At 42.3% G+C, this 21,401-nt stretch carries 22 protein-coding genes; 7 read left to right on the top strand and 15 right to left on the bottom strand.

The annotated features are described in order from the left end of the window. Positions 1–198 precede the first annotated feature (198 nt). Positions 199–1,506 carry a serine hydrolase gene (locus D1367_RS01730; protein ID WP_118162138.1) on the bottom strand — a complete coding sequence of 436 codons (1,308 nt, stop codon included), beginning with the start codon at positions 1,504–1,506 and terminating at the stop codon, positions 199–201. Positions 1,507–1,538: 32 nt separating this feature from the next. Next, a complete protein-coding gene (locus D1367_RS30330) occupies positions 1,539–1,715 on the bottom strand; it encodes a hypothetical protein (protein WP_181985029.1) in 177 nt (58 codons plus the stop codon). A gap of 507 nt (positions 1,716–2,222) precedes the next feature. Between D1367_RS30330 and D1367_RS01740 the strand changes: the two genes are divergently transcribed. Next, positions 2,223–2,456, top strand: coding sequence for a hypothetical protein (locus D1367_RS01740; protein ID WP_118162141.1), 234 nt, complete (start codon positions 2,223–2,225; stop codon positions 2,454–2,456). A gap of 4 nt (positions 2,457–2,460) precedes the next feature. Here D1367_RS01740 and D1367_RS01745 read toward each other — a convergent pair whose 3' ends face one another. The 3 genes from D1367_RS01745 to D1367_RS01755 form a co-directional block, all read right to left on the bottom strand. Next, positions 2,461–2,712 (bottom strand): hypothetical protein, encoded by a 252-nt coding sequence (locus D1367_RS01745; RefSeq protein ID WP_118162143.1) that lies wholly within the window; start codon positions 2,710–2,712, stop codon positions 2,461–2,463. 111 nt (positions 2,713–2,823) lie between these two features. Continuing rightward, entirely contained in the window at positions 2,824–3,069 is a 246-nt protein-coding gene (locus D1367_RS01750; protein ID WP_118162146.1) for a hypothetical protein, read from the bottom strand. Positions 3,070–3,347: 278 nt separating this feature from the next. Continuing rightward, complete coding sequence (locus tag D1367_RS01755; protein WP_118162149.1) at positions 3,348–4,526, bottom strand: GNAT family N-acetyltransferase; 1,179 nt, start codon at positions 4,524–4,526, stop codon at positions 3,348–3,350. A 708-nt stretch (positions 4,527–5,234) separates the two neighbouring features. On the opposite strand from D1367_RS01755, the gene D1367_RS01765 reads away from it, so the two are divergent. The 3 genes from D1367_RS01765 to D1367_RS01775 all read left to right on the top strand — a co-directional run bounded on the left by D1367_RS01765 (position 5,235) and on the right by D1367_RS01775 (position 10,205). Then, complete coding sequence (locus D1367_RS01765; RefSeq protein WP_118162154.1) at positions 5,235–6,431, top strand: hypothetical protein; 1,197 nt, start codon at positions 5,235–5,237, stop codon at positions 6,429–6,431. Positions 6,432–6,673: 242 nt separating this feature from the next. Continuing rightward, positions 6,674–9,181 (top strand): phosphoenolpyruvate--protein phosphotransferase, encoded by a 2,508-nt coding sequence (gene ptsP / locus D1367_RS01770; RefSeq protein WP_181985185.1) that lies wholly within the window; start codon positions 6,674–6,676, stop codon positions 9,179–9,181. 412 nt (positions 9,182–9,593) lie between these two features. Next, on the top strand, positions 9,594–10,205 hold the full coding sequence (locus tag D1367_RS01775; protein WP_181985030.1) for a PEP-CTERM sorting domain-containing protein: 612 nt from the start codon (positions 9,594–9,596) through the stop codon (positions 10,203–10,205). 100 nt (positions 10,206–10,305) lie between these two features. Here D1367_RS01775 and D1367_RS01780 read toward each other — a convergent pair whose 3' ends face one another. From D1367_RS01780 to D1367_RS01800, 5 genes are all read right to left on the bottom strand, one after another. After that, a complete protein-coding gene (locus D1367_RS01780) occupies positions 10,306–10,695 on the bottom strand; it encodes a hypothetical protein (protein WP_118171035.1) in 390 nt (129 codons plus the stop codon). Positions 10,696–10,964: 269 nt separating this feature from the next. Next, the gene (locus tag D1367_RS01785; RefSeq protein ID WP_118162161.1) at positions 10,965–11,222 is read right to left on the bottom strand and encodes a hypothetical protein; all 258 of its coding nucleotides are present in this window, start codon (positions 11,220–11,222) and stop codon (positions 10,965–10,967) included. A 34-nt stretch (positions 11,223–11,256) separates the two neighbouring features. Further along, entirely contained in the window at positions 11,257–11,553 is a 297-nt protein-coding gene (locus D1367_RS01790; RefSeq protein ID WP_118162163.1) for a hypothetical protein, read from the bottom strand. Between the two features lie 291 nt (positions 11,554–11,844). After that, positions 11,845–12,924, bottom strand: a complete 1,080-nt coding sequence (locus D1367_RS01795) for a fatty acid desaturase (protein WP_118162166.1) — start codon at positions 12,922–12,924, stop codon at positions 11,845–11,847. 218 nt (positions 12,925–13,142) lie between these two features. Continuing rightward, positions 13,143–14,195: a fatty acid desaturase gene (locus D1367_RS01800; protein ID WP_181985031.1), complete on the bottom strand. Its 1,053-nt coding sequence runs from the start codon at positions 14,193–14,195 to the stop codon at positions 13,143–13,145. Positions 14,196–14,367: 172 nt separating this feature from the next. On the opposite strand from D1367_RS01800, the gene D1367_RS30335 reads away from it, so the two are divergent. Further along, a complete protein-coding gene (locus D1367_RS30335) occupies positions 14,368–14,535 on the top strand; it encodes a hypothetical protein (RefSeq protein ID WP_181985032.1) in 168 nt (55 codons plus the stop codon). Here D1367_RS30335 and D1367_RS01805 read toward each other — a convergent pair. Further along, positions 14,501–15,322 (bottom strand): acyl-CoA desaturase, encoded by an 822-nt coding sequence (locus tag D1367_RS01805; protein WP_118162170.1) that lies wholly within the window; start codon positions 15,320–15,322, stop codon positions 14,501–14,503. The genes D1367_RS30335 and D1367_RS01805 overlap by 35 nt on opposite strands. A 90-nt stretch (positions 15,323–15,412) precedes the next feature. Between D1367_RS01805 and D1367_RS01810 the strand changes: the two genes are divergently transcribed. Both D1367_RS01810 and D1367_RS01815 read left to right on the top strand, forming a co-directional pair. After that, on the top strand, positions 15,413–16,648 hold the full coding sequence (locus tag D1367_RS01810) for a methionine gamma-lyase family protein (RefSeq protein WP_118162173.1): 1,236 nt from the start codon (positions 15,413–15,415) through the stop codon (positions 16,646–16,648). A gap of 54 nt (positions 16,649–16,702) precedes the next feature. Further along, complete coding sequence (locus D1367_RS01815; RefSeq protein WP_118162175.1) at positions 16,703–17,068, top strand: hypothetical protein; 366 nt, start codon at positions 16,703–16,705, stop codon at positions 17,066–17,068. Here the strand turns inward: D1367_RS01815 and D1367_RS01820 are convergent. The 4 genes from D1367_RS01820 to D1367_RS01835 all read right to left on the bottom strand — a co-directional run bounded on the left by D1367_RS01820 (position 17,054) and on the right by D1367_RS01835 (position 21,301). Next, positions 17,054–18,247, bottom strand: a complete 1,194-nt coding sequence (locus tag D1367_RS01820) for an NAD(P)H-quinone oxidoreductase subunit H (protein ID WP_118162179.1) — start codon at positions 18,245–18,247, stop codon at positions 17,054–17,056. The two genes, D1367_RS01815 and D1367_RS01820, sit on opposite strands and share 15 nt — an antisense overlap. A gap of 169 nt (positions 18,248–18,416) precedes the next feature. Then, a complete protein-coding gene (locus tag D1367_RS01825) occupies positions 18,417–19,331 on the bottom strand; it encodes an AraC family transcriptional regulator (RefSeq protein ID WP_118162182.1) in 915 nt (304 codons plus the stop codon). Positions 19,332–19,696: 365 nt separating this feature from the next. Continuing rightward, positions 19,697–20,038 carry a cupin domain-containing protein gene (locus D1367_RS01830; protein WP_118162184.1) on the bottom strand — a complete coding sequence of 114 codons (342 nt, stop codon included), beginning with the start codon at positions 20,036–20,038 and terminating at the stop codon, positions 19,697–19,699. A 93-nt stretch (positions 20,039–20,131) separates the two neighbouring features. After that, positions 20,132–21,301, bottom strand: coding sequence for a zinc-dependent alcohol dehydrogenase (locus D1367_RS01835; RefSeq protein ID WP_118162186.1), 1,170 nt, complete (start codon positions 21,299–21,301; stop codon positions 20,132–20,134). Positions 21,302–21,401 lie beyond the last annotated feature (100 nt).

Here is a 21,401-nt window from a genome sequence, read left to right on the forward strand (position 1 = left end):
AAGGGGGGAAAAAGGAATCTAGTTCCCTCCCCTTTACAAGGGGAGGGTTAGGGTGGGGTGACACGTCCAGTAACGGTAAGTGAATGAACTCAATATCACGTCTTGACAAGGGTTTCACCTTAAGTTGACACGCATGTACACATGTACGCCCCTACATTTATTAAGGAGTGCGTAGGCGTAGCCCGCACTTGGGCAAGCTCAGTGACCACCGGAGGCATCGCCAACTATCGGTTGTATATTACTAACTTTGGTACTGTCTAGATAATTATAGACTCTTCTGGAAACTTCACGGACAAAATCTCCAGCTTTAGGATCGTGGTTTGGTCTTTGCACCAAAACACCTGCTAAATAGCTTTTGCCGTTGGGCATTTGAATTATACCCGCATCACCAATGATAAATCTTAATGTACCAGTTTTGTGAGCGATCGTAGCTCCTTTACCAATACCAGCTGGTAGCAAAGTATTAGTTTTGACACGGCGCATGATGCCTAAAACTTGATTACGGCTGTTTGGAGATAGCAAACGATTGTTATAAACTAACGCCGCCAATCTGACTAAATCTTTGGAACTGGTTGTATTTTTGCCAGGAATGTCTGGAAGTAAATTTTGCATTGCTGTATTTTGCAATCCCCAGCTACGAAAACGTTGGCTAACTTTTGCTGCACCACCCAAGCGATCAAGAATCAGATTTGTGGCGGTATTATCGCTAATAGTCATCATCAAGGTAGCAGTTTGGAGGACGCTAAATTTAGTCCCGATGGGTTTGTATTTCATAGTTCCGGCTTCACCAACCCTTAAATCGCGCCGCATCACTAATTTATCGGTGAGCTTAATTCTACCTGCGTCTATTTCTTGGAAAAGAGCTACTAATAAAGGAAATTTGATTGTACTGGCAGCAGCAAATCTTTTTTCACCATTAATATCTATATAGTTTCCTGTAGCTAAATCTAAGAAAAATATTCCTGGATTTAATGTTTTGTAACTCGCTAATAAAGTGCGAATTTGAGAAGTGATACCAGCCATCTCTTGACCAAGATTCACAACTCCAGCAAATGTAGATGCATCTGTAGGTTTGATGGCAATATCTTCTCTATTTTCCCCAACAATAGGATTAATTTGGCGGTCAAATGAATTAAACTTGAAAATCCAATGAGAACGAGAATCTCCTTTAATTGATATATTTTGGGAAGTAACATCATAACCAGGAGCTAACTCGACGACAAAACGAGTTGTTTGAGAGTCTGGTTTGCCGAGGCGAATTTCTTTAACTGCTTTGCCAAAACTTTGCTTGACAGTATCAGAATTAAAATTAGTTCCAGGTAAGTCAATTACCAATCGGCTAGGATTATCTAATAAAAAGGCTTTTGGTTCTATTCCCGAAGTGGTAGTTAAGTCTAATTGGTTTTGACTAGAATCATAGTACCAAGACTGTAATTGTGAGGCTTTAGCTTGTCCTGCGACTAGAACTAAACTGCTTAAAGCGATCGCTAGTAGATGTGATTTCATGTTGTGATTGTGGGTGTGCAAGTTAGGATAAACTAATCAGGTTTACTTAGATTGTTTTCTGATGATTGTGGTGAACTTCCGGGAAAAAGTTCTAAATCCCGTTGAGTTATTTTTACCAGATGAGATTTGGGATTAGATAAGCACGATAAATCATCATTACTTATTAAAAGTAAATCGCTGACAGTTTTATTTGTGGTGTGAGTTGACAACAACAGAAATTGTTAATCTAGCCGAAGGACGAGGGTCGGATTAATTATGTTTCCAACTTATATTTTGTATAGAGAGAAAGTAAAACCCATTCACTAAAACCTTAATACATATAGATTTCGCGTAGGGACACGGCATTGCCCATACGTGTCAACTTAAGCTAAAACCCTTTTCAAATCTCGTTTCCAGCCTCTGGCTGGAAATGCTGCTCTTAGCGGCTCTGCCGCGAGTTCGGGAGGCGGAGCCTCAACGATGGGCATTCCCAGTCGGAGCAGGGGAACGAGACAATCTAAAAGCTAGTTCCAGGCTAGCTTTCACGTTAAGTTGACACCAATGGGCATTGCCGTGCCCCTACCAACGTATTTGTATCATAATTAAAGTTAAAAGGGTTTCACGTTAAAGTCGCCAACCGAGAAATTTTCAACCAGGATTCTCTTACCACGTTACTACTCGCTGCAACAAACGCGAGTTTAACCTGGCACAGCGAGAATGTCGTAAGGTATTTTTGTATGCTATCAAAAAGACTAAGGTATAAACCTAAACTAAAAACAGCCAGCAAGTCTTACTGGGGTAGTAAGCTGCTGGCTGGTCAAAAAATTCACAAGGGCGATCGCAAATGCTCACCTGGTCAACTAGCATTGCCGATTGGGCAGTGCCAGGTATCGTCAAGCCCCGAACTAGCAGAAGTGGTACAGAAATTTGTTCTAGCAAATCGAGATGGTAGGTTTGATGTGCGGGTGTGAGCTATTATGTATAGTCTGGGTTTAAGAAGGGATTAAATGGTGGCAGATCAATAGATCCCCCACGCGCTTTAGGATTATACGTCAAGATGAAACCACCACCCAAATTGATGGTACTATTAGGGATTAATTGAACCTTGCCCCCTACTACGTTAATAGCTTCTGAGTCTGATAGTTCCTCCATTTCGACTGGAGCTTGCAGGTTTTTTTCTTTGTCCGTTGTAAGAGCTGTTGTTAGAGCTTTGATTTTGCTGATCATATAAATATCAATCCTTGAGTGACAAGTAAGCACGTCGTATTGATTGCATGATAATAATATCATCAACTTAATAATTGGTAAATAGAGGGTTTATATGAAATTACACGTTATTTAACAACTATCGTTTAAATAATTCGTAATTCGTAATTCGTAATTCGTAATTCGTAATTCGTAATTCGTAATTCGTAATTCGTAATTCGTAATTCGTAATTCGTAATTCGTTTTGTGACGTTCGCGGAGCGTCTCTAAGAGGATGTTTGAAAAGTCATCTAAGGTATGTTTGACTACTCTGGCTATCGAGAAGTTGAACGAGATAATGAGGGTTATGGGAATTGCGATCGCTTCTCGGAGTTGCATTTAAGGCTCAAACTGACACTTTTCAAACATCCTCTAAGAGTTGAGTGCTGTTGTGGGGAAGGTTTCCGACTCGCATTGTTTCGGGGGATTTAGACCCCGAAACAAAACGTTTTGCCTGTCTTGCTGGGGAATTAAACCCCTAAACTTTGTTAAATGGGAACGGGGTAAATACGGATGAGTTGTAAGCTATTTGTTAAAACTGTCCCTCGACCTAAAGCGAAAGAAGAACAGACTTGAACTTTAGTTCAACGCAGGAAGAGGTTCGTTGACAGCTCACATTAAAAAAAATCAGCCACCCAAGGAGAACTACCTGCAAATATTTGCGTAGCTGCTGCAATAGCTGTTTCTGTCCCATCCAATTTTCCGGCTATTTGCAAATGGTAGGGTGTGAACAAACTTGTATATATTGGTGCTAGTTCTCGGATATCTAACTGCAACTCACCTTTTCCACCTTTTATAACTTCACCGCGTCCATTGGCAACAGAAAGAATGAATTTACCATTGTTTGCATCTAACAAATTATCTTGAATTTCTAAGTGCAGTTCAGTTTCAACTCCCGAAGGATAACCCCGCATTTCCAGCGCCTTGACTACATCTACTACCCGCAGCATCCAACGCATCGTATTCTTGAGTTTGGCAGTTTGCTCTGGTAGCAGCAATGTCAAGGAATCAATTGCAGAACTCCTCCATCGCACCTGTTCAATTTGGGAGCGATGACTGGCAAGAAAAGACCAGAATGTTTGTGCAGCCGCAACTGTGAGAATTACCCAATCTTTTATCCGCAGGATTGTACCATCCTCTTTTGAATGTTGGCTAAAAAGAATGTAGCCTTCGGGTTTCTCTTTTGTACCGATAAAATATGCGTAAAATGTTTCCTTCTCATCTGGCTGGATTAAGCGCTCCCAGATTGCGGGATGTCGGTCTAAATATCCATGCGTTAATCTGGCCTGCTGCTGATATAGTTCATGAAAGACTTGATGATTGATTGGCACTATTGGTTGCAAAGGTAAGGGTTGCTCTCGCACTTGGATACTTTTAGTCGGAACTTCCCAATTACACCAGCTACCCCCCTGCTCATACCCGACTTTTCGATATAAGCTTTGAACTGCTGGATAAAGAGCAGAGAGCGGTATACCTCTAGCATAAAGTTCTTTGAGGGTGTGCTGCATGAGAGCGATCGCAGCTCCCGAACCGCGATACTCTGGAGCAATGCCCACTACGGCAATTCCTGTCATTGGTACACGCACACCACCCCACCACTGGCCCATATCCAAAGTTGCCAATCCACCAATTAATTGTTCTGACTCACGAATAATGCGGAAGTTTTCTACGCCAAGCAGATTAATGTAAGCTTCCTCGCCACCAAGCCCACTGATAAAACACTGCTCAAAGATAGTCCCAAGCTGCTGAATATCCTGTGGATTCGCAAGAGTGCTGTATTCAAATTGAACCGTCATCTCTTATACCATTAGTACAAAACCACAATTATGCTACAGCAAGCGTTGTCTGCTCTAATTTATTTATAAGAATTCCTCCTCCCTCCTTAACAACTACTAACCAAACAGCGTAGGCGTATCCCGCACTTCGACTTGGCTCAGTGACCATCGTAGACATCGCTCTCAATACTGCTCGGATAAGCAGGGGAGGCAGGGGAAGCAGGGGAGGCAGGGGAGGCAAAAACTCAACGCCAGCCTCCATTTCTCCCCCTGCTCCCCCTGCTTGCCTCAACCAAGAAATTCCTTAACCGAGCAGTATTGACATCGCTCTTATTTAAACATTAGTTGTCAAAATTCAAACGTTAGCAGCTAATGTTGCTTCATATATAAGAAAGGCTTAAGTATTTGCAGGTCAGCTATAATCAGTTGCAACAAATGCTTAAACATTTGCAACAATTACTCTTTCATATATAAGAAAAAATTAAGCATTTGCAAGAAATGTATAAGTTGTTGTTGCAAAGGCTTTAACGTTAGTAGCTCATGTTGCTTCATGTATAAGAAACGCTTTAACATTTGCAGCAATCATTGCAATGAACTTATAAGTCTGTTTACTAGCTCAAACTAAAAAGTTTTCTAAGTGAAATTAACTAAAGTTTTGTAAATGCGATCGCAACTCATTAGCCTTAAAGTGGTAACGAAAACTTTTTGTGCAATTGTGGTCAAGAGACTATGAATGTTGTAATCAATTTATTGCTTTTTTTGCTGCCAATTCTGAGTAGCCTTTTGATTGCCCAAGTTTCCAACCCTTTATCTTCTTATCAGTCTCTCCAAACTATAGACGGGGCAGCTTTATATAAAAAACAATTAACAAATGGTAACGAAGCATATTTACAAGTTATTGATCTTCGCAAAATGCAAATAGACCAAATTACCGGAGAGGTCGATAATATGGGTCTAAATGAAGGTAAATATTATAAAGGGGAAGGTGGACATTACAGCCCTTTTTTCCAAAATAAGTTGTTTTCGGAAGTAACAGACGAATATAAAAAACTTTACGCAAACAACGTTTTTTCAATGATTAATTGTTCTTTTTTTGAACAATACCAATCTAGTACTCAATTATCCTTTCCAATTAAACTCAATGGTGTAGTTATCAGTGGTGGCACTAGCCCTTATGGCCCAATCAAGCAACCAAAAGATAAATACTATAGTAATATTCACCTGAAAACCCTAGTCTGGAACAGTAAGCAGGCATACATTACCGATTACAACCCGGTTAGCGGCTCGCCTCTAAACCAAAACGCTGTGAAGAATGCGATCGTTACTTACCGATACAGCGATCATCCGGCGAAAGTATTAGCCCAAAACCAAGCGAATAAGTATCAAGTCATTGGTACTCTGAACAAAGATGGTGTTAAGGGTGACGAGCTTTTGTTGATTATGACGGTGAACCAAGCAACTCTGGATGAGGCAGCCGATTTATTACGGAAATTAGGAGTTAAGGGGGATATCATTACTGTTGATGGGGGCAGATCAACTTATTTATTCAATTCCCAGAGCGGAAATATTATTGTTCCACAACTGTCTAATTCCCAAGAAAATCCTGCCTTCCGAGACTTACCTCATTATTTGGGATTCCGTAAGAAAACCAAAAATCAGGTTGCGCCAAAAATATTGATCGATCAGCCAGTGAAGAAAGTACTTCCGAAGAAAGATCAGCCTTATTTAATATTGTGGCAAGATAATCTTAACGGTGATGTCTCGATTAAGTTGTACGATGGGAAGAAACTTATCCAAAACATTTCTTCCCGTACCGCTAGCGATGGAGTTTATGAATGGACACCACGTATTTCCGTAAAAGAAGGCTATTTTATTCAGATTTCTAGCTGGAAAGACCGGAATATTTTCGGGCAGTTGCAATTGTAATATAGCGCTTTTCGTTTGTATGCAATACACTGTGACCTCTCTCCAAACCTCTCTCCTAAGAGGAGAGAGGCTTTGAATCTTACTCCCCTTCCCTTGCAGGGAAGGGGCTGGGACTTAGGTCTGTATTGGAATCAACTAAGAAGGGCTATAAAGATAAGCGCTATTTTTAGCGGTGCGGAATGGGAAAATGAAATGGATAACTGGCTAAACGCAAACCTCTTAACAAGTTTGGCGGTGTGGCAGTGATTGGAATTGTCATCGTTTCTCACAGTAAACAACTAGCTTTGGGTGTGCGGGAACTCGCCGCGCAGATGGTTCAGGGCCAAGTCTCGATCGCTGTTGCAGCAGGTATTGAAGATCCAGAAAATCCATTGGGTACAGATCCGATTCAGGTTTATGAAGCGATCGCTTCTGTTTTCTCTGATGATGGTGTTTTGGTATTAATGGATTTGGGTAGTGCTTTGCTGAGTGCGGAAATGGCAATCGAGTTTCTGCCAGAAGCACAACAGCAAAAAGTGTATTTGTGTGAAGCACCTCTAGTAGAAGGGGCGATCGCTGCTGTAGTCGCTGCTGCATCTGGTAGAGATATTCACCAAGTCATGGCGGAAGCACGGGGCGCACTTTTAGCAAAAGCAGCTCAATTGGGTGTAGTTAGTAGGCCGTTGTCACTTGTCACCCCAACAACCAATCTAGAATCACCAACGCGAGAAATCAGGGTAATAGTCAGCAATCGCTTAGGATTACACGCCCGTCCCGCAGCGCAGTTTGTCGCAACCGCCGCCCGGTTTCAATCCCAAATTTTAGTGCAGAATTTAACGAGAAATACTGAGCTAGTCAGGGGTGACAGTATTAACCAAGTTACAACTTTAGGGGTACGTCAAGGACATGAATTGCTGATTGCAGCCACCGGTTCTGATGCAGATGAAGCACTAGCGGCATTACAAGGATTATTCGCAAATAATTTTGGTGAAGATAATGTTGCTTTGAATTCTCCACCAGCATTTCACCATCAAGTTACCCCAGCAACTCACAGCGAACTTTCGGGAATTGCTGCTTCGGCTGGAATAGCGATCGCACCTGTTGTTCATTATCAACCCACTCACATTTCAATTACAGAATATCACGTAGATGATCCCGATTCAGAGTGGCAACGACTACAGGCAGCAATTCACACCGCCAGACAAGAAATCCAAGCAGTTTTCTCCCAAGCATCTCTGCAAATTGGTGACGCTGAAGCCGCCATCTTCGATGCCCAATTACTATTTTTAGAAGATCCAGTACTGTTGGAAGTAGCTCACCAACGCATTTTAGAACATCATATAAATGCTGAAGCTGCTTGGCAAGCCGTAGTCGATGAAGTAGCGACTTCCTACCGCACACTTGAGGATTCTTATCTGCAAGAGCGAGTTGAAGATGTTGTGGATGTCGGGCAAAGAGTACTGCGATTATTAGCTGGGAATGCCCCTGCTAACTTGCATCTTGAGGAACCGGCAATTTTAGTTGCAACTGATTTAACTCCGTCAGATACCGCAAGACTAGATCCGAGAAAGGTATTAGGTATTTGTACGACTTCAGGTAGTGCCACATCTCACAGCGCAATTATCGCCCGAACATTGGGTATTCCCGCAGTTTTGGGAGTAGATGCCCAGGTGTTGTACTTGGCAGATGGTACACTTATGGCACTTGATGGTGAAAGTGGCAAAGCTTGGGTAGAACCAGAATCACATATCTTGGATTTACTGGCAGCAAAGCAGTCAGCTTGGCAAACTGCCCAACAAGAAGCACGAGCTACAGCACACCAGCCAGCAATTACTCGTGATGGTCGGCAAGTTAGCGTTTTCGCCAATATTGGTAGTATAAATGATGTGCAAGTTGCGGTGGCTAGCGGTGCAGAAGGGGTGGGATTACTCCGCACAGAATTTCTTTATCTAGATAGGACAAGCGCCCCCACTGAAGAAGAACAACTAGAAGTGTATCAGGCGATCGCTCAAGTTTTAGATAATCGTCCGCTAATTATTCGTACCTTAGATGTCGGTGGTGATAAGCCGCTTCCTTATCTCAGAGTTGGTTTACCAGAAGCGAACCCTTTCTTAGGTTGGCGGGGAATTCGTTTCTGTTTAGATCATTTGGATTTGTTCAAAACTCAGTTACGAGCAATTTTGAGAGCTAGTGTCGGACACCAAATTAAGATCATGTTGCCAATGATTGCCAGTGTAACTGAGGTACGCGCAGCTAAAGTAATTTTGGGTGAAGTGCAGGCTGAACTAAATCAAGCTGGTATTTCCTTTGATGCAGCGATGAAACTAGGAATTATGGTAGAGGTTCCGGCAGCAGTTGCGATCGCAGATCAGTTAGCTGCTGAAGTAGACTTCTTTAGTATAGGGACTAACGACCTGAGTCAGTACGTCATGGCTAGCGATCGCACTAATCCCCGCGTGGCAAATTTAGTTGATGCGCTACATCCAGCCGTGTTGCGAATGGTACAGCGAACTATCAAAGCTGCTCATGCGGCGGGGATTTCGGTAGGATTATGTGGAGAATTGGCAGCAGATACTTTAGCAACACCAATTTTATTAGGTTTAGGGCTGGATGAATTGAGCGTGAATCCTCAAAGTATACCTGGAGTGAAACAGGCGATCGCTCGGTTCAGTATAGTTGAAAGTGAAGCGATCGTGGCATCAGCATTACAACAAGATTCCGCAGAGCATGTCAGACAACTAATCTCAACTTCAGTTATTCCTCCTGCGTAAATACTTATATATTCTTTGTTGCCTGTATGTTTAATTTTTTAACCAAATCATAATATACTTCATCATTCCTTTAAATATAACAATAGTTTTTATAGAGGTTATATATATTTGTAACCGTTGTCACATATCAATTTTAATCCTCAAAGTTTTCTATACTAGTACAGCATGGCGGAAATAAACCCACCATTACAAACCCTGAAAAAATCAACCTTTGCAGTCTTTGAAAATGGTAGGCGTATTTACGCCGACTTGTACTAGTAGCTTTTTTCATAAAGTTTATGTAAATTCACTAAATAGTTTTTTAAAGATTACATGTATATATTAATATTCATACTGTAACATAACCGAAAAGACAAAAAGATTGTCTTTAAAAGTAAAAACAATGGTATTAAGTTTCAAAAGTGTAAAAAAATTGTCAGTTGCTGTTATTGGATCAGCATTAGCAGCTGCTTTGATTGGGTTAGAAGCTAAGTCGGCAAATGCTGCACTGTTTATCGATCAAGAACAGTCTAGTAGTAATGTAAACATGGCATATTTTTCGCAGTCAGACTTAGCACAATCATTCAAACCAACGGCTAATAATGTTGCAGGTGCTGCCATCAAACTTACAAAGGGTATTGGAACAGTTGGTGACGTTAAAATATCCTTGTTGAATGCTGGAGGAGAGGTTTTAGGAAGTGGTATAGCATTCGGACAGTTTCCCGATGCGTGGACAGAAGTATTCTGGAACCCCGTAGCTGTTACACCAGATAAGACTTTATTCCTCCTATTTGAGTCGCCCAGTAATCTAGCGATCGCTGGTGATCTTAACAATCCTTATCCAAATGGTCAAGTCTATGCAAATAGAGGATTTCAATCATTCCCATATTATGATTACACATTCCGCACATACTCTGATGATAGTTTTGGAATCCAATCCGTTCCTGAACCAACCTCTGTCTTAGGTCTAATGACTTTCATTGCTTTCATTGGTGTTTCAGCCACCAAGGGCAAAAAGCAACAGAGTGCTTTGTATAAAGGCTAAAATCGAATGGCACTAAGTAGGTAAGCAAGAATATTTTCAACTATGTCAAGAAAATTAGACTTCATATAGATGGAATTTTTCTCGCTAACTTACTTAACTGTTAAAATCTTATTCCCAGTTGCCCGTTAAACCCACGAATAGAATTGTAACCAGCACCAACAAAAACGTTATTAGTAGCACCTACCTGAACGCCACCTGAAACTGCAACACCTTTATCTTCTGAATAAAGTCCAACTCCTACATAAGGTGAAATTACAGGCAAGCTGATAAATTTTAAAACATCTACTCCTGTAGCACCATCAGGGCCAGTTCCTAGCTCAACCCCAAAATTTAAAGCTCTAGCTCCTACAGCATAAGTTACATCACCATCTTTTCCACCGACTGAAACCCAAGGTTGCGGTATAAGTTGAGCCGATGCTTGACTTGGGGTAAAGAAAGCTAACAAACATATAGGTGTAAGTAATGTTTTAGTAATAATCGCTATTTTCACGTTATTTTTTTCCAATAATTGGTGCATTTTAATTGTCTTCTCACTTCAGCACTACTGTTAACCAAAGTTTGGTCATGATGGCTAATCGTGACGGATTGAAAGTCGTTTGAGTGCCCAATGAGTTCAAGCATTATTTGAGTAATGTAATATTAATTACAGCAGTATGCAGCCGCATTTTTTAATCGTCAGGTATATTTACTGATTCCTATATAGCGGTTCTCGTTTACGTGAGGTACACCCGTAGGGGGAAGGCGCAATGCCCATTGGTGTCAACTTAAGCTCAAATGCCTTTCAAATCTCGTTTCCAGCCAGAGTCGGGAAATGCACTTCAATTGGGCTGCTGCCGCCAGAAAGGGAGGCGGAGCCTTTAGGATGGCATTCCCAGTCAGAGACTGGGAACGAGGCAATGCCCCTACACCTTGCGATATAATGTTGTACCGCATCTGAGTGGGAACCGCTATATCAAAATTCCTAATTGCTTTCTCAAAAGACCTGATTATTTTCTCAAAATACTTAAATGCTTTCACTTCGGTGTTTTCCGCAAACAAAAGCTATGCATCCCTACTCAAAAGTCGAGACATCTCGCAGCAAATTAGGAATTTCCCCTTGAGATAAAGGAAACTCCAGCAAGGTTTCTCTAAGACCTAAATACCCAGATTCAGCAAACGACAAAAGCATTCGTGAAAGCGCTAGCCAAACCTCTGGTTCGTATTCCCAATCCCGATAACGCGAAGCTTTACCAGCAATTGAACGTAGCGCCCAGAAAAAAGAGTTCCGCACCACCGAACCACCTTTCTTAAACTCTGGCAAATCTTCGTGGTGGATAAAAAGTATTTGATTTTCAATTTTGGCTCTCATATCAGCCATTTGTATTAAAGGACAATGGCAAAAATCGGACTTAAAATTTCCTTTATAAATTAAATCTTAAAGGGACTTCCAAGTAAAAAAATATTCCATTTATTGTTCACTGTTGACCGTTGACGGTTCACGAGTTTTCAGTCAACAGTCAACAGTCAACGACTTGAATGTGGAATAATTTATTTTTTGGAGTTCCCAAATAAAATTTTATAAATTCTTCTTACGAAGAGTTATAAGCTTGACAAATTTCCAAGATTCCCGACTTCTTTAAAGAAGCCGGGAATCTGAGTCTTAGTCTTTAGCTAACTTCTTGTTGGATGTGTAGTAAACCTTACTACCAGTATCAGGGACAAAATGGCAGCTGATACATGAATTCCATACTGACTTCCAAATTGGTTCTTCCGATTTGTGGAAATACTCACCCATCACTGGTTTTATTGCCTCAGTTGCCTTCAGCAAATTGTAGTGAGGGATGTTAAGGAATATATGGTGAGCAACATGAGTACCGATATCATGATGGATATGATTAACCAAACCATAATTACGGTCAATACTAGAAATTGCGCCTTTTAAGAAAGTCCAATCTTCTCCACGATACCAGGGAAGCTCTGGCTCAGTGTGGTGCAAGAATGTCACCAAATCTAGCCAAACTATGAATACAAGGTAAGGCACAGCGTAATATTTCAGCAACCACATCCAACCCCATTGGTAGGTGAGGAAACCTAGCAAACCTACCATGCCAATCAAAAGTACAGTGCTAGTGATGACATCCCATTTTTCCGATGGTTTGAAAAGCGAACTGCTGGGCAAAAAGTGGGAGCCTTCTTTATTAGGAGAACGCTTAAACAAATACACAGGATAAGCCAAGAGAAAAACATAATATCTGCCGATCTTCTGGGCTAAAGGCATCTCATTATATTGTGATTCTGTCACAGGGTACCAGCTTTCATCGTTATCGATATTGCCAGTATTTTTGTGATGAGTTCTGTGGCTGATCCGCCAACCATGATAAGGAACAAGTATTGGTGTGTGAGAAAGATGTCCAATCAAATCATTGAGCCATTTATGCTTAGAAAAAGATTGGTGTCCGCAGTCATGTCCGACTACAAACAAAGCCCAAAACATCGTTCCTTGCATTAGCCAGAAAATCGGGAAGAAAAGCCAAGAATCCAGGTAATTAGCAACTGCATAAAGCAGACCGATAATCAGGATGTCACGAAAGAAGTAAAAAAGTGATTTTGTCACATTGGGCTGAAAGCATTCAGCAGGAATTGCAGCTTTTAAATCTTGAAGAGTGAAAGGTAATTTAGTCGTATCCTCAGACGCTTCACTGCTAAGAGGATTGTTGAAACTGATGGTATCTAATTGCACTGGATTCTTTGGTTGGATATAAATCGGAACTTTATTTGAGACAAAATTATCTCACCTCTAGGATGCCCACAAAACTAGCGATCGCTAACACACAAGAGGATAATTTCTGGCAATTTGCCTAACAATTGTAGTCAATAAAAAATTGCCAGATTTTATTTAAACACAGCATGATAAACGCTATCGTTGATTTAAGAGCGTAAGTGTAATCACAGCGCTATTTATTGCTCTCTGTAATATTCGTCGAAAGTCTTATAGCCTACATCAGTTGTGTATAGTTGACATTGGTCTGTAATCTGCTTCATTAAAGACCAAGAAAACTGACACTCATCATGGAGATAAGGCTGCCAATTTTCTTTGATGCTGCTGTAAGCTAACCGCAAATTATAAGAAGGAATCGCAGTGGAAATATGATGAGGGACATGAACATTGATATCATGGCACAGAATTTCTACCCAACGCGGATAATCACAATGAATAGTGCCAGCTAGCTGTGCTAAAGCTTCGTTCCACTTGTTCGCTGTCGCAAAAGGAACATCTACGGCAGTGTGGTGAACAATAGTAAAAGTACTCATCCAAAAATGGTAAATCATCCAGGGCACTAGCCAAAACTTGACAAATCCCCAGAAACCAGTTGTAGCGATAAGAAGTGGGAAAGCGATCGCTGCAAACACAACTACTACAGCCACAGAAAGCTTGATACTCGATTGGTCTTTAGTTTTGAAGTTTCGCCAATCAAAATGCACCACAGCCCAATGTCCAATGGAACCTACCCACCAGAGGCGTTTACGCATGAACAGCTTAAAAGCAGACTGCCGGGTTTTATCCCAATTTTCAAACACTTCTGGTCTGATTGGATGCCAAGCGTTGTCCTCATCCAGCTTGTTGGTATGAGTATGGTGATAATTATGCTTAATCCGCCAACTGTGAAAAGGGTAAATTAACGGCATCATGAAGAAATGTCCCACCAAATCATTTACCCAACGACGTTTGGCAAAAGACCTGTGACCACAATCATGGCCAATTACAAAAAAACCTGTTAAAGCAGTGCCCGTAAAAATCCAAGCTAGGGGCAAGAGAAACCAAGGAGTGATAATCAGGCTGTAATAGCCCAGGGCAACCGCCAAGACACTAAGCAGTACTTGCGTCCAAGCTTTGCGACGGTTCTGCTGAAAACATTCCCGTGGCAGGGTTTTGACAATATCTTTGAGCCGGAAGTCGGAATTACTAGGCTCGTCACTTAGTTTTTGGCTGTTAATTATTGATGTAGTCATGAACACCTGAAAAACAACAAACTCCTCCACCAAGTCACCAAAACAGTGGCTTGCCGCAAAAATTCTTAATATTAGCGCTTCGGATTATAGCAATCTAACCGACACAAGCGCACCAGTAAATAGCTTTTTGAAAAATCAGGAGTTATTTTTTAAAAGTTAGGAGTTAGAAGTGATGAGTTATGAGTTAAAAATGTTACGCATCATAACCTTTGTACAGACGCGATTAATCGCGTTTTGTACAGACGCGATTAATCGCGTCTCTACTCCTAACTCCTGTACAGACGCGATTAATCGCGTCTCTACCCCTAACTACTTTTTGTTGGGGCCAACTTCACATTAGTCGCCAGACCAACTGCTTGTAGCAATTGAACAGTCATCCAGGTTAAATCGATTTCCCACCATTCCAGCCCATGACGAGCTGAGTATTGAAAGGCATGATGATTATTATGCCAGCCTTCACCGAAAACTAGTACGGCTACCCACCAGCAATTAGTCGATTTATCACCAGAATCATAGCTCTGATAGCCAAATTTATGAGTAGCGCTGTTTACCAACCAAGTGCAGTGATAAACCCAAACAATGCGAACAAAAATTCCCCAGATAACAAAGGGCCAGCCACCCAGAAGCAAAAGCAATACGCCTAGAGCAACCTGGATCAAAATGAAATATTTTTCTAAAAACTGATAAACTGGGTCTTCTGCAATGTCTTTGGTGAAACGAGGTACATCAGCGTGAGCGGGACAATAATGAGTCAGCCAACCCATGTGGCTCCACCAGAAGCCTTTATTAGAATCATGGGGATCGGTGTCAGTATCAGAGTTTAAATGATGAATTCGATGTGTCCCGATCCACTCAATTGGGCCTCCTTGACAGGAGAGTGTCCCGAAAAAAACCAGGAGATACTCTAGCCACTTGGGAGTTTGAAAACTGCGGTGGGTGACAAGGCGATGAAATCCTAGAGTAACGCCTAAGCCGCCAGTCACCCAATACAGCAAGAAACCCACACCAACTGCCGTCCAGCTAAAGTTACCAGGAACAAAAGCAAATAAAGCGCCGATGTGCAGTCCAATGAAAAACAGGGTATTAACCCAGTTAATTTTAGGTTTGGTTGAGGTAGCAATTGTCATGCGATAACCTGAATTTGAATTTTTCCGCCTAGTATGTGCGATCTTAAAATCCGCATATCTATAATTTAATTTTTTTTGAACGAGGAACTGATGAACAGCTTAGAACAGCTGCGGCAAGCAGAACAGGCATTATTAGAAATTTTTTCTGGAATTGATACTCAGGTCAAGCATAATCTAAAACGAGTGCTGGATGCTTTTCGTAATCACCGTGTAGGCGCACACCATTTTGCTGGTGTAAGTGGCTATGGTCACGATGATTTAGGACGAGAAACTTTAGATAAAGTTTTTGCCGAAGTTATGGGTGCTGAAGCTGCGGCCGTGCGGGTGCAGTTCGTTTCGGGAACTCATGCGATCGCCTGTGCTTTGTTTGGTGTTCTCCGTCCCGGAGATGAGATGTTAGCAGTAGTCGGTTCTCCCTACGATACGCTTGAAGAAGTCATTGGTTTACGAGGTAAAGATCAAGGCTCCCTTATCGAGTTTGGCATAAATTACCGCCAATTGGAGCTAACCCCAGAAGGAACCATAGATTGGCAAGCTTTAAGTACTAATGTGACTGAAAACACTCGTTTAGTGTTAATTCAGCGTTCTTGTGGCTATTCTTGGCGGCCTAGTTTATCAATTGCCGATATTGAAAAAATCGTCCATTTGGTCAAACAGCAAAACCCGAATACCGTTTGCTTTGTGGATAACTGCTACGGCGAATTTATTGAAACAAAGGAACCTACAGCCGTAGGTGCTGATTTAATGGCGGGATCACTGATTAAAAATCCTGGTGGTACTATTGTCAGCGCTGGCGGTTATGTTGCTGGTCGCGCCGACTTAGTGGAAGCCGCCGCCTGTCGCCTCACGGCTCCCGGTATTGGTAGTTATGGTGGTGCCACTTTTGACCAAAATCGCTTACTATTCCAAGGCTTATTTCTAGCGCCGCAAATGGTCGGAGAGGCGATGAAAGGGACTTATTTAACTGGTTATGTATTTGACAAACTTGGTTATCCAGTCAATCCTGCTCCCCTTGCTCCTCGTGGTGATGTGATTCAGGCGATTAAACTCGGTTCTGCCGAAAAGCTAATTGCCTTCTGTAAGGCGATACAACAGCATTCTCCTATTGGTTCTTACTTAGATCCTGTTCCAGATGAAATGCCGGGGTATGAGAGCAAAGTAGTCATGGCTGGGGGCACATTTATTGAAGGGAGTACCTTGGAATTATCGGCAGATGGGCCTTTGCGTGAACCTTATGTGGTTTATTGCCAGGGGGGAACTCATTGGACTCATGTAGCGATCGCATTAGAGGCTGCGATTAATGCAATAGGAAGTGCTGGCGATTGATTACAGCATATATTCCGCAGGGCATTAGGTTTATTGAGAAATTAGTTAAAGGCGATGCCTACGGCTGGCTACGCCTACGCATTTGTTAATTCGGCGATCGCATTTGTTAATTCGGCGATCGCATTTGCTATTTCGGCGATCGCATTTGCTATTTCGGCGATCGCATTTGCTATTTCGGCGATCGCATTTGCTATTTCGGCGATCGCATTTGCTATTTCGGCGAACCCATTTGTTACTTCGGCGAACCCATTTGTTACTTCGGCGAACCCATTTGTTACTTCGGCGAACCCATTTGTTACTTCGGCGAACCCATTTGCTATTTCGGCGATCGCATTTGCTATTTCGGCGAACCCATTTGTTACTTCGGGGATGCCTATGGCTGGCTACGCCTACGCATTTGTTATACTATCGATCTACTGATCCCATGATGATATCGATACTACCTAATACTACAACTAGATCGGCAACCTTCACGCCGCGTAAGATTTCGGGTAATACTTGCAAGTTATTGAAATCGGCGGGACGAATTTTCCATCGCCAGGGGAAGACATGATCATCGCCAATTAGATAAATTCCCAATTCACCTTTACCACTTTCTACACGAGCGTAAATTTCCCCCTTGGGAATCTTAAAAGTGGGAGCAACTTTTTTGGCGATGTACTGGTAATCAAAGCTATCCCACTCAGATTTTTTTCCTGCTGTCATGCGCTTGGCTTCCAGGTTCTCAAAAGCACCGCCGGGAAGTCCTTTGAGGGCTTGGCGAATAATCTTCACCGATTCGCGCATTTCCCGAATTCTGACCACGTAACGAGCATAACAATCACCAGCAGTATCCCATTGCACTTCCCAGTCGAAGTCATCATAGCATTCGTAATGGTCTACTTTTCGTAAATCCCATTTCACACCAGAAGCGCGTAACATGGGGCCAGAAAGCCCCCAATTGATGGCTTCTTCACGAGCGATCGCGCCAATGCCTTGAACGCGACGGCGGAAGATGGGATTATTGGTAATTAAGCGCTCATACTCGTCTACTTTGGGAAAAAAGTAATCGCAGAAATCTTCGCACTTGTCTACCCAGCCATAAGGCAAATCTGCCGCCACGCCGCCAATGCGAAAGTAGTTATTGTTCACCATCCGATAACCTGTAGCGGCTTCCCACAAGTCATAAATCAACTCCCGTTCTCGGAATATGTAGAAAAAGGGAGTTCCAGCACCCGTATCAAGTAAGAATGGGCCCAACCATAGCAGGTGATTAGCAATCCGGTTCAATTCCAGCATGATGACACGGATATAGCTAGCACGTTTCGGGACAGTAATACCAGCTAATTTTTCTGGGGCATTAACTGTAACCGCTTCGTTAAACATCCCAGCTGCATAGTCCCAGCGACTAACATAGGGGACATACATGACATTGCTGCGGTTCTCAGCAATTTTTTCCATACCTCTATGCAGATAGCCAAGAACTGGCTCACAATCGACAACATCTTCACCATCCAGGGTGACAATCAATCTAAAACACCCATGCATAGAGGGATGGTGAGGGCCCATGTTGAGCAGCATGGGTTCAGTTCTAGTTTCAATCCTTCTGCCGACGGTCATAATTAAATATTTTCCCTTTCCCAAAGATTGAAAATGAGTGGCGATGCTTCGCTTTGATTAGGAATGATTTGAAGAAGAATTCTGACTTCCGCCTTGCGGTACTAGCCTCCATTATTGAAATAATATGGATTGTAGTCTTGTAGATTCGTCCGATTTTTGGACATTCTTCCTATTTTTTATATTTTTGTTCCAGCATTTTAGGCGTAACTCCCATGAGGCGCTTGAAGTGGCGATTGAGATGGCTTTGATCGACAAAACCAACTTGACTAGCAATCTCTGCAAGAGAAAATTCTCTTTGAAGCAACAACTGTTTAGCTTTTTCAATCCGACAGCGAATAATATATTGATGTGGAGTCGCACCGGTAGATTGTTTAAACAGTTGCGAAAAGTAATGAGAACTCATTTGGACAACGGCTGCAAGTTCCTTTAAGCTTAAGTCCTGAGCAAGATAAGTATTTATATAGTCAATCACTTGCTGCAACTTGTGTTTTGGTAAACCGCCTGAATATTCCCGTAATACAAGTTGCTGTGTAGAGTAGTGCTGCAACAGATGAACGATTAGGGCATTTGTCATTGCTTCTGCATATAGCCGACTATCTGCACCATAATTTTCGAGGGCAGATTTGAGGGCTAGCCCAATTTGGTAAACCAGTGGATCTGGTGTGGCAAAATGTGGTAAAAGTTCAATGCGATCGGGATCAACTGATTCGTAAATTGCATGAGCGAAAACAGTTGGTTCAAATCCCAGAAGAATCACACCACCTGCTGTATCCCAACAGGCACGATGTCCCGTGTAAGCAGGGGCGACAACAATATTACCCTGAGTTACTTGCTCACTTTGAAAGCGACCATCAAGCCTCCGTTCTGCCTGAATTGGTGTTGGCACTTCGCTAAAAATAGCAACGCCATGCTGTTTAGACAAAACCTCTGGAGTCTCGCCAGCTACCTGCCAGTCGTAAGCAAGATAGACATTACTCCAGTTTGCACTCAAACTGGTAAGAAGTGGCGATCGCGAAAAAATTCGCTTATATCCATCTTCCTTTTCTTTGGAGAAGTCAACAGATAAAGATTTCGTTTCTAGCATTGCTCTCACTGGTTCGACGTTCTTAATTTATCAAACTACCAAACGAGTGCTAGCTGATGCGTGTTCATCAAAAATTCCTCCAACCCTCCTTTGCAAGGAGAATTGGGGGAATCAAGTGTTAAGCTGTTACGCATTTAACTTGAACATTTACATGAAGGCTGATGACCGATGACTGATGACTGATAACCGAAAACCTGGCAACAGTTAACAGTTAACGACCGTAAAGAGTGTTTATACAATTTAGGCGCACATCAGCTTATGGCGTTTCTGGGTTGAGTGCAATACAGACCTAACCCCCAGCCCCTTAAGAGCGAGCGTTGGGGAGTAAGATTCAAACATTTGAGAACCGCTATAATGTTTGCGGTTTAATTTTCATCCCGTCCGTGAACTTGAGCAGGTGGACTGGTTGCCTCAACAGCAGTAAATGCTTCTAAAATTTTATAGGTGTGGCTGGCTCCTTTTGGTACTACCCAAGAACTCCCAGACTCTAGTAAAATCGTTTGCCCTTCAATATGCAATTCTGCACGACCATTGATTACATAACCAACAGTTTCATATTCTCTTGCTGTTGGCTCTTTAGGTTCGTTCGGTTCCTCATTCTCCCACAAGCGCATGGAAATGCTTTTGCCAGATGCAAGATATTTTTGACCAAGTTGACCTTTAGGCGAATGGCTAGAGTCTACTTTGATAACAGTTGTATCAGACATATTTTTTGCCTCTTTATAGTTTTAACTTTGGGCATTGGGCATTGGAAACAGGCAGAAGCAGAGAATTCCTAACTCCTAACTCCTAACTCCCTACTAAGGTTTGAGTACAACTTTGATGCAGTTATCTTTCTTGTGCTTAAAAATTTCGTAGCCGTGGGGTGCTTGTTCTAAAGGTAAGCTGTGAGTGATTATAAACGTTGGATCGATATCACCGTTTTGGATGTGTTCTAACAAAGGTTTTAGATACTTGTGGACGTGTGTTTGTCCCATTTTCATGGTTAGACCCTTGTTCATCGCAGCACCCATTGGCACTTTGTCTATAAAGCCACCATATACACCCGGAATTGATACGTGACCACCTTTACGACAAGACACAATTACTTGTCGTAATGCCGTTGGACGGTCTGTTTCTAGACGTACTGCTTGCTTTACCTGGTCGTACATCGCCATAAAATCTGTGCCGTGCGCCTCCATTCCCACTGCATCTATGCAAGCATCGGGGCCACGACCGCCAGTCATTTCTTTGAGTGCTTCGCCTACATCTACTTCTTCGTAGTTGAGAACTTCAGCTTTGCCGTATTCTTTAGCCATTTGGAGACGTTCAGGAACGCGGTCAAAGGCAATTACCCGTTCTGCACCTAGCATATATGCGCTTCTGATGGCGAATTGTCCAACTGGGCCACAACCCCAAATAGCGACAATATCACCGGGTTTAATGTTGCAGTTTTCTGCAGCCATATAGCCAGTGGGAAAAATATCTGTTAGAAATAGCACTTGCTCATCCGTTAAACCATCGGGGATTTTGAACAAGCCGACATCGGCAAAGGGTACTCTTGCATACTCTGCTTGACCACCAGCGTAACCGCCAAATAAATGAGAGTAGCCAAATAGACCTGCTGGCGAATGTCCCATTTGCTTTTCTACTAACCAAGCATTGGGGTTAGAGTTGTCGCAAAGTGACCATAAATCCCGATTGCAGAAAAAGCAACCACCACAAGATATAGTAAAAGGAACAACGACGCGATCGCCTACCTTCACATTTTTCACTGCACTTCCAAGTTCTACAACTTCCCCCATGAATTCATGACCAAGGATATCGCCCTTTTCCATTGTGGGAATGTAGCCGTCGTAAATATGCAAATCTGAACCACAAATTGCCGTGGAAGTAATTTTAACAATGGCATCGCGTGGGTTAATAATTTTGGGGTCGGGAACTGTATCAACCCGCACATCGTTTGCTCCATGCCAGCAAACTGCTTTCATAATTATTTATTCCTTGGTTATGATTTATGACTTGTTTATATCAATAGGACTTAAGCACGAGTTACGGAATAAAAAACCGCAGAGGCGCAGAGGACACAGA

Source organism: Nostoc sphaeroides (assembly GCF_003443655.1).
Lineage (GTDB): Bacteria > Cyanobacteriota > Cyanobacteriia > Cyanobacteriales > Nostocaceae > Nostoc > Nostoc sphaeroides.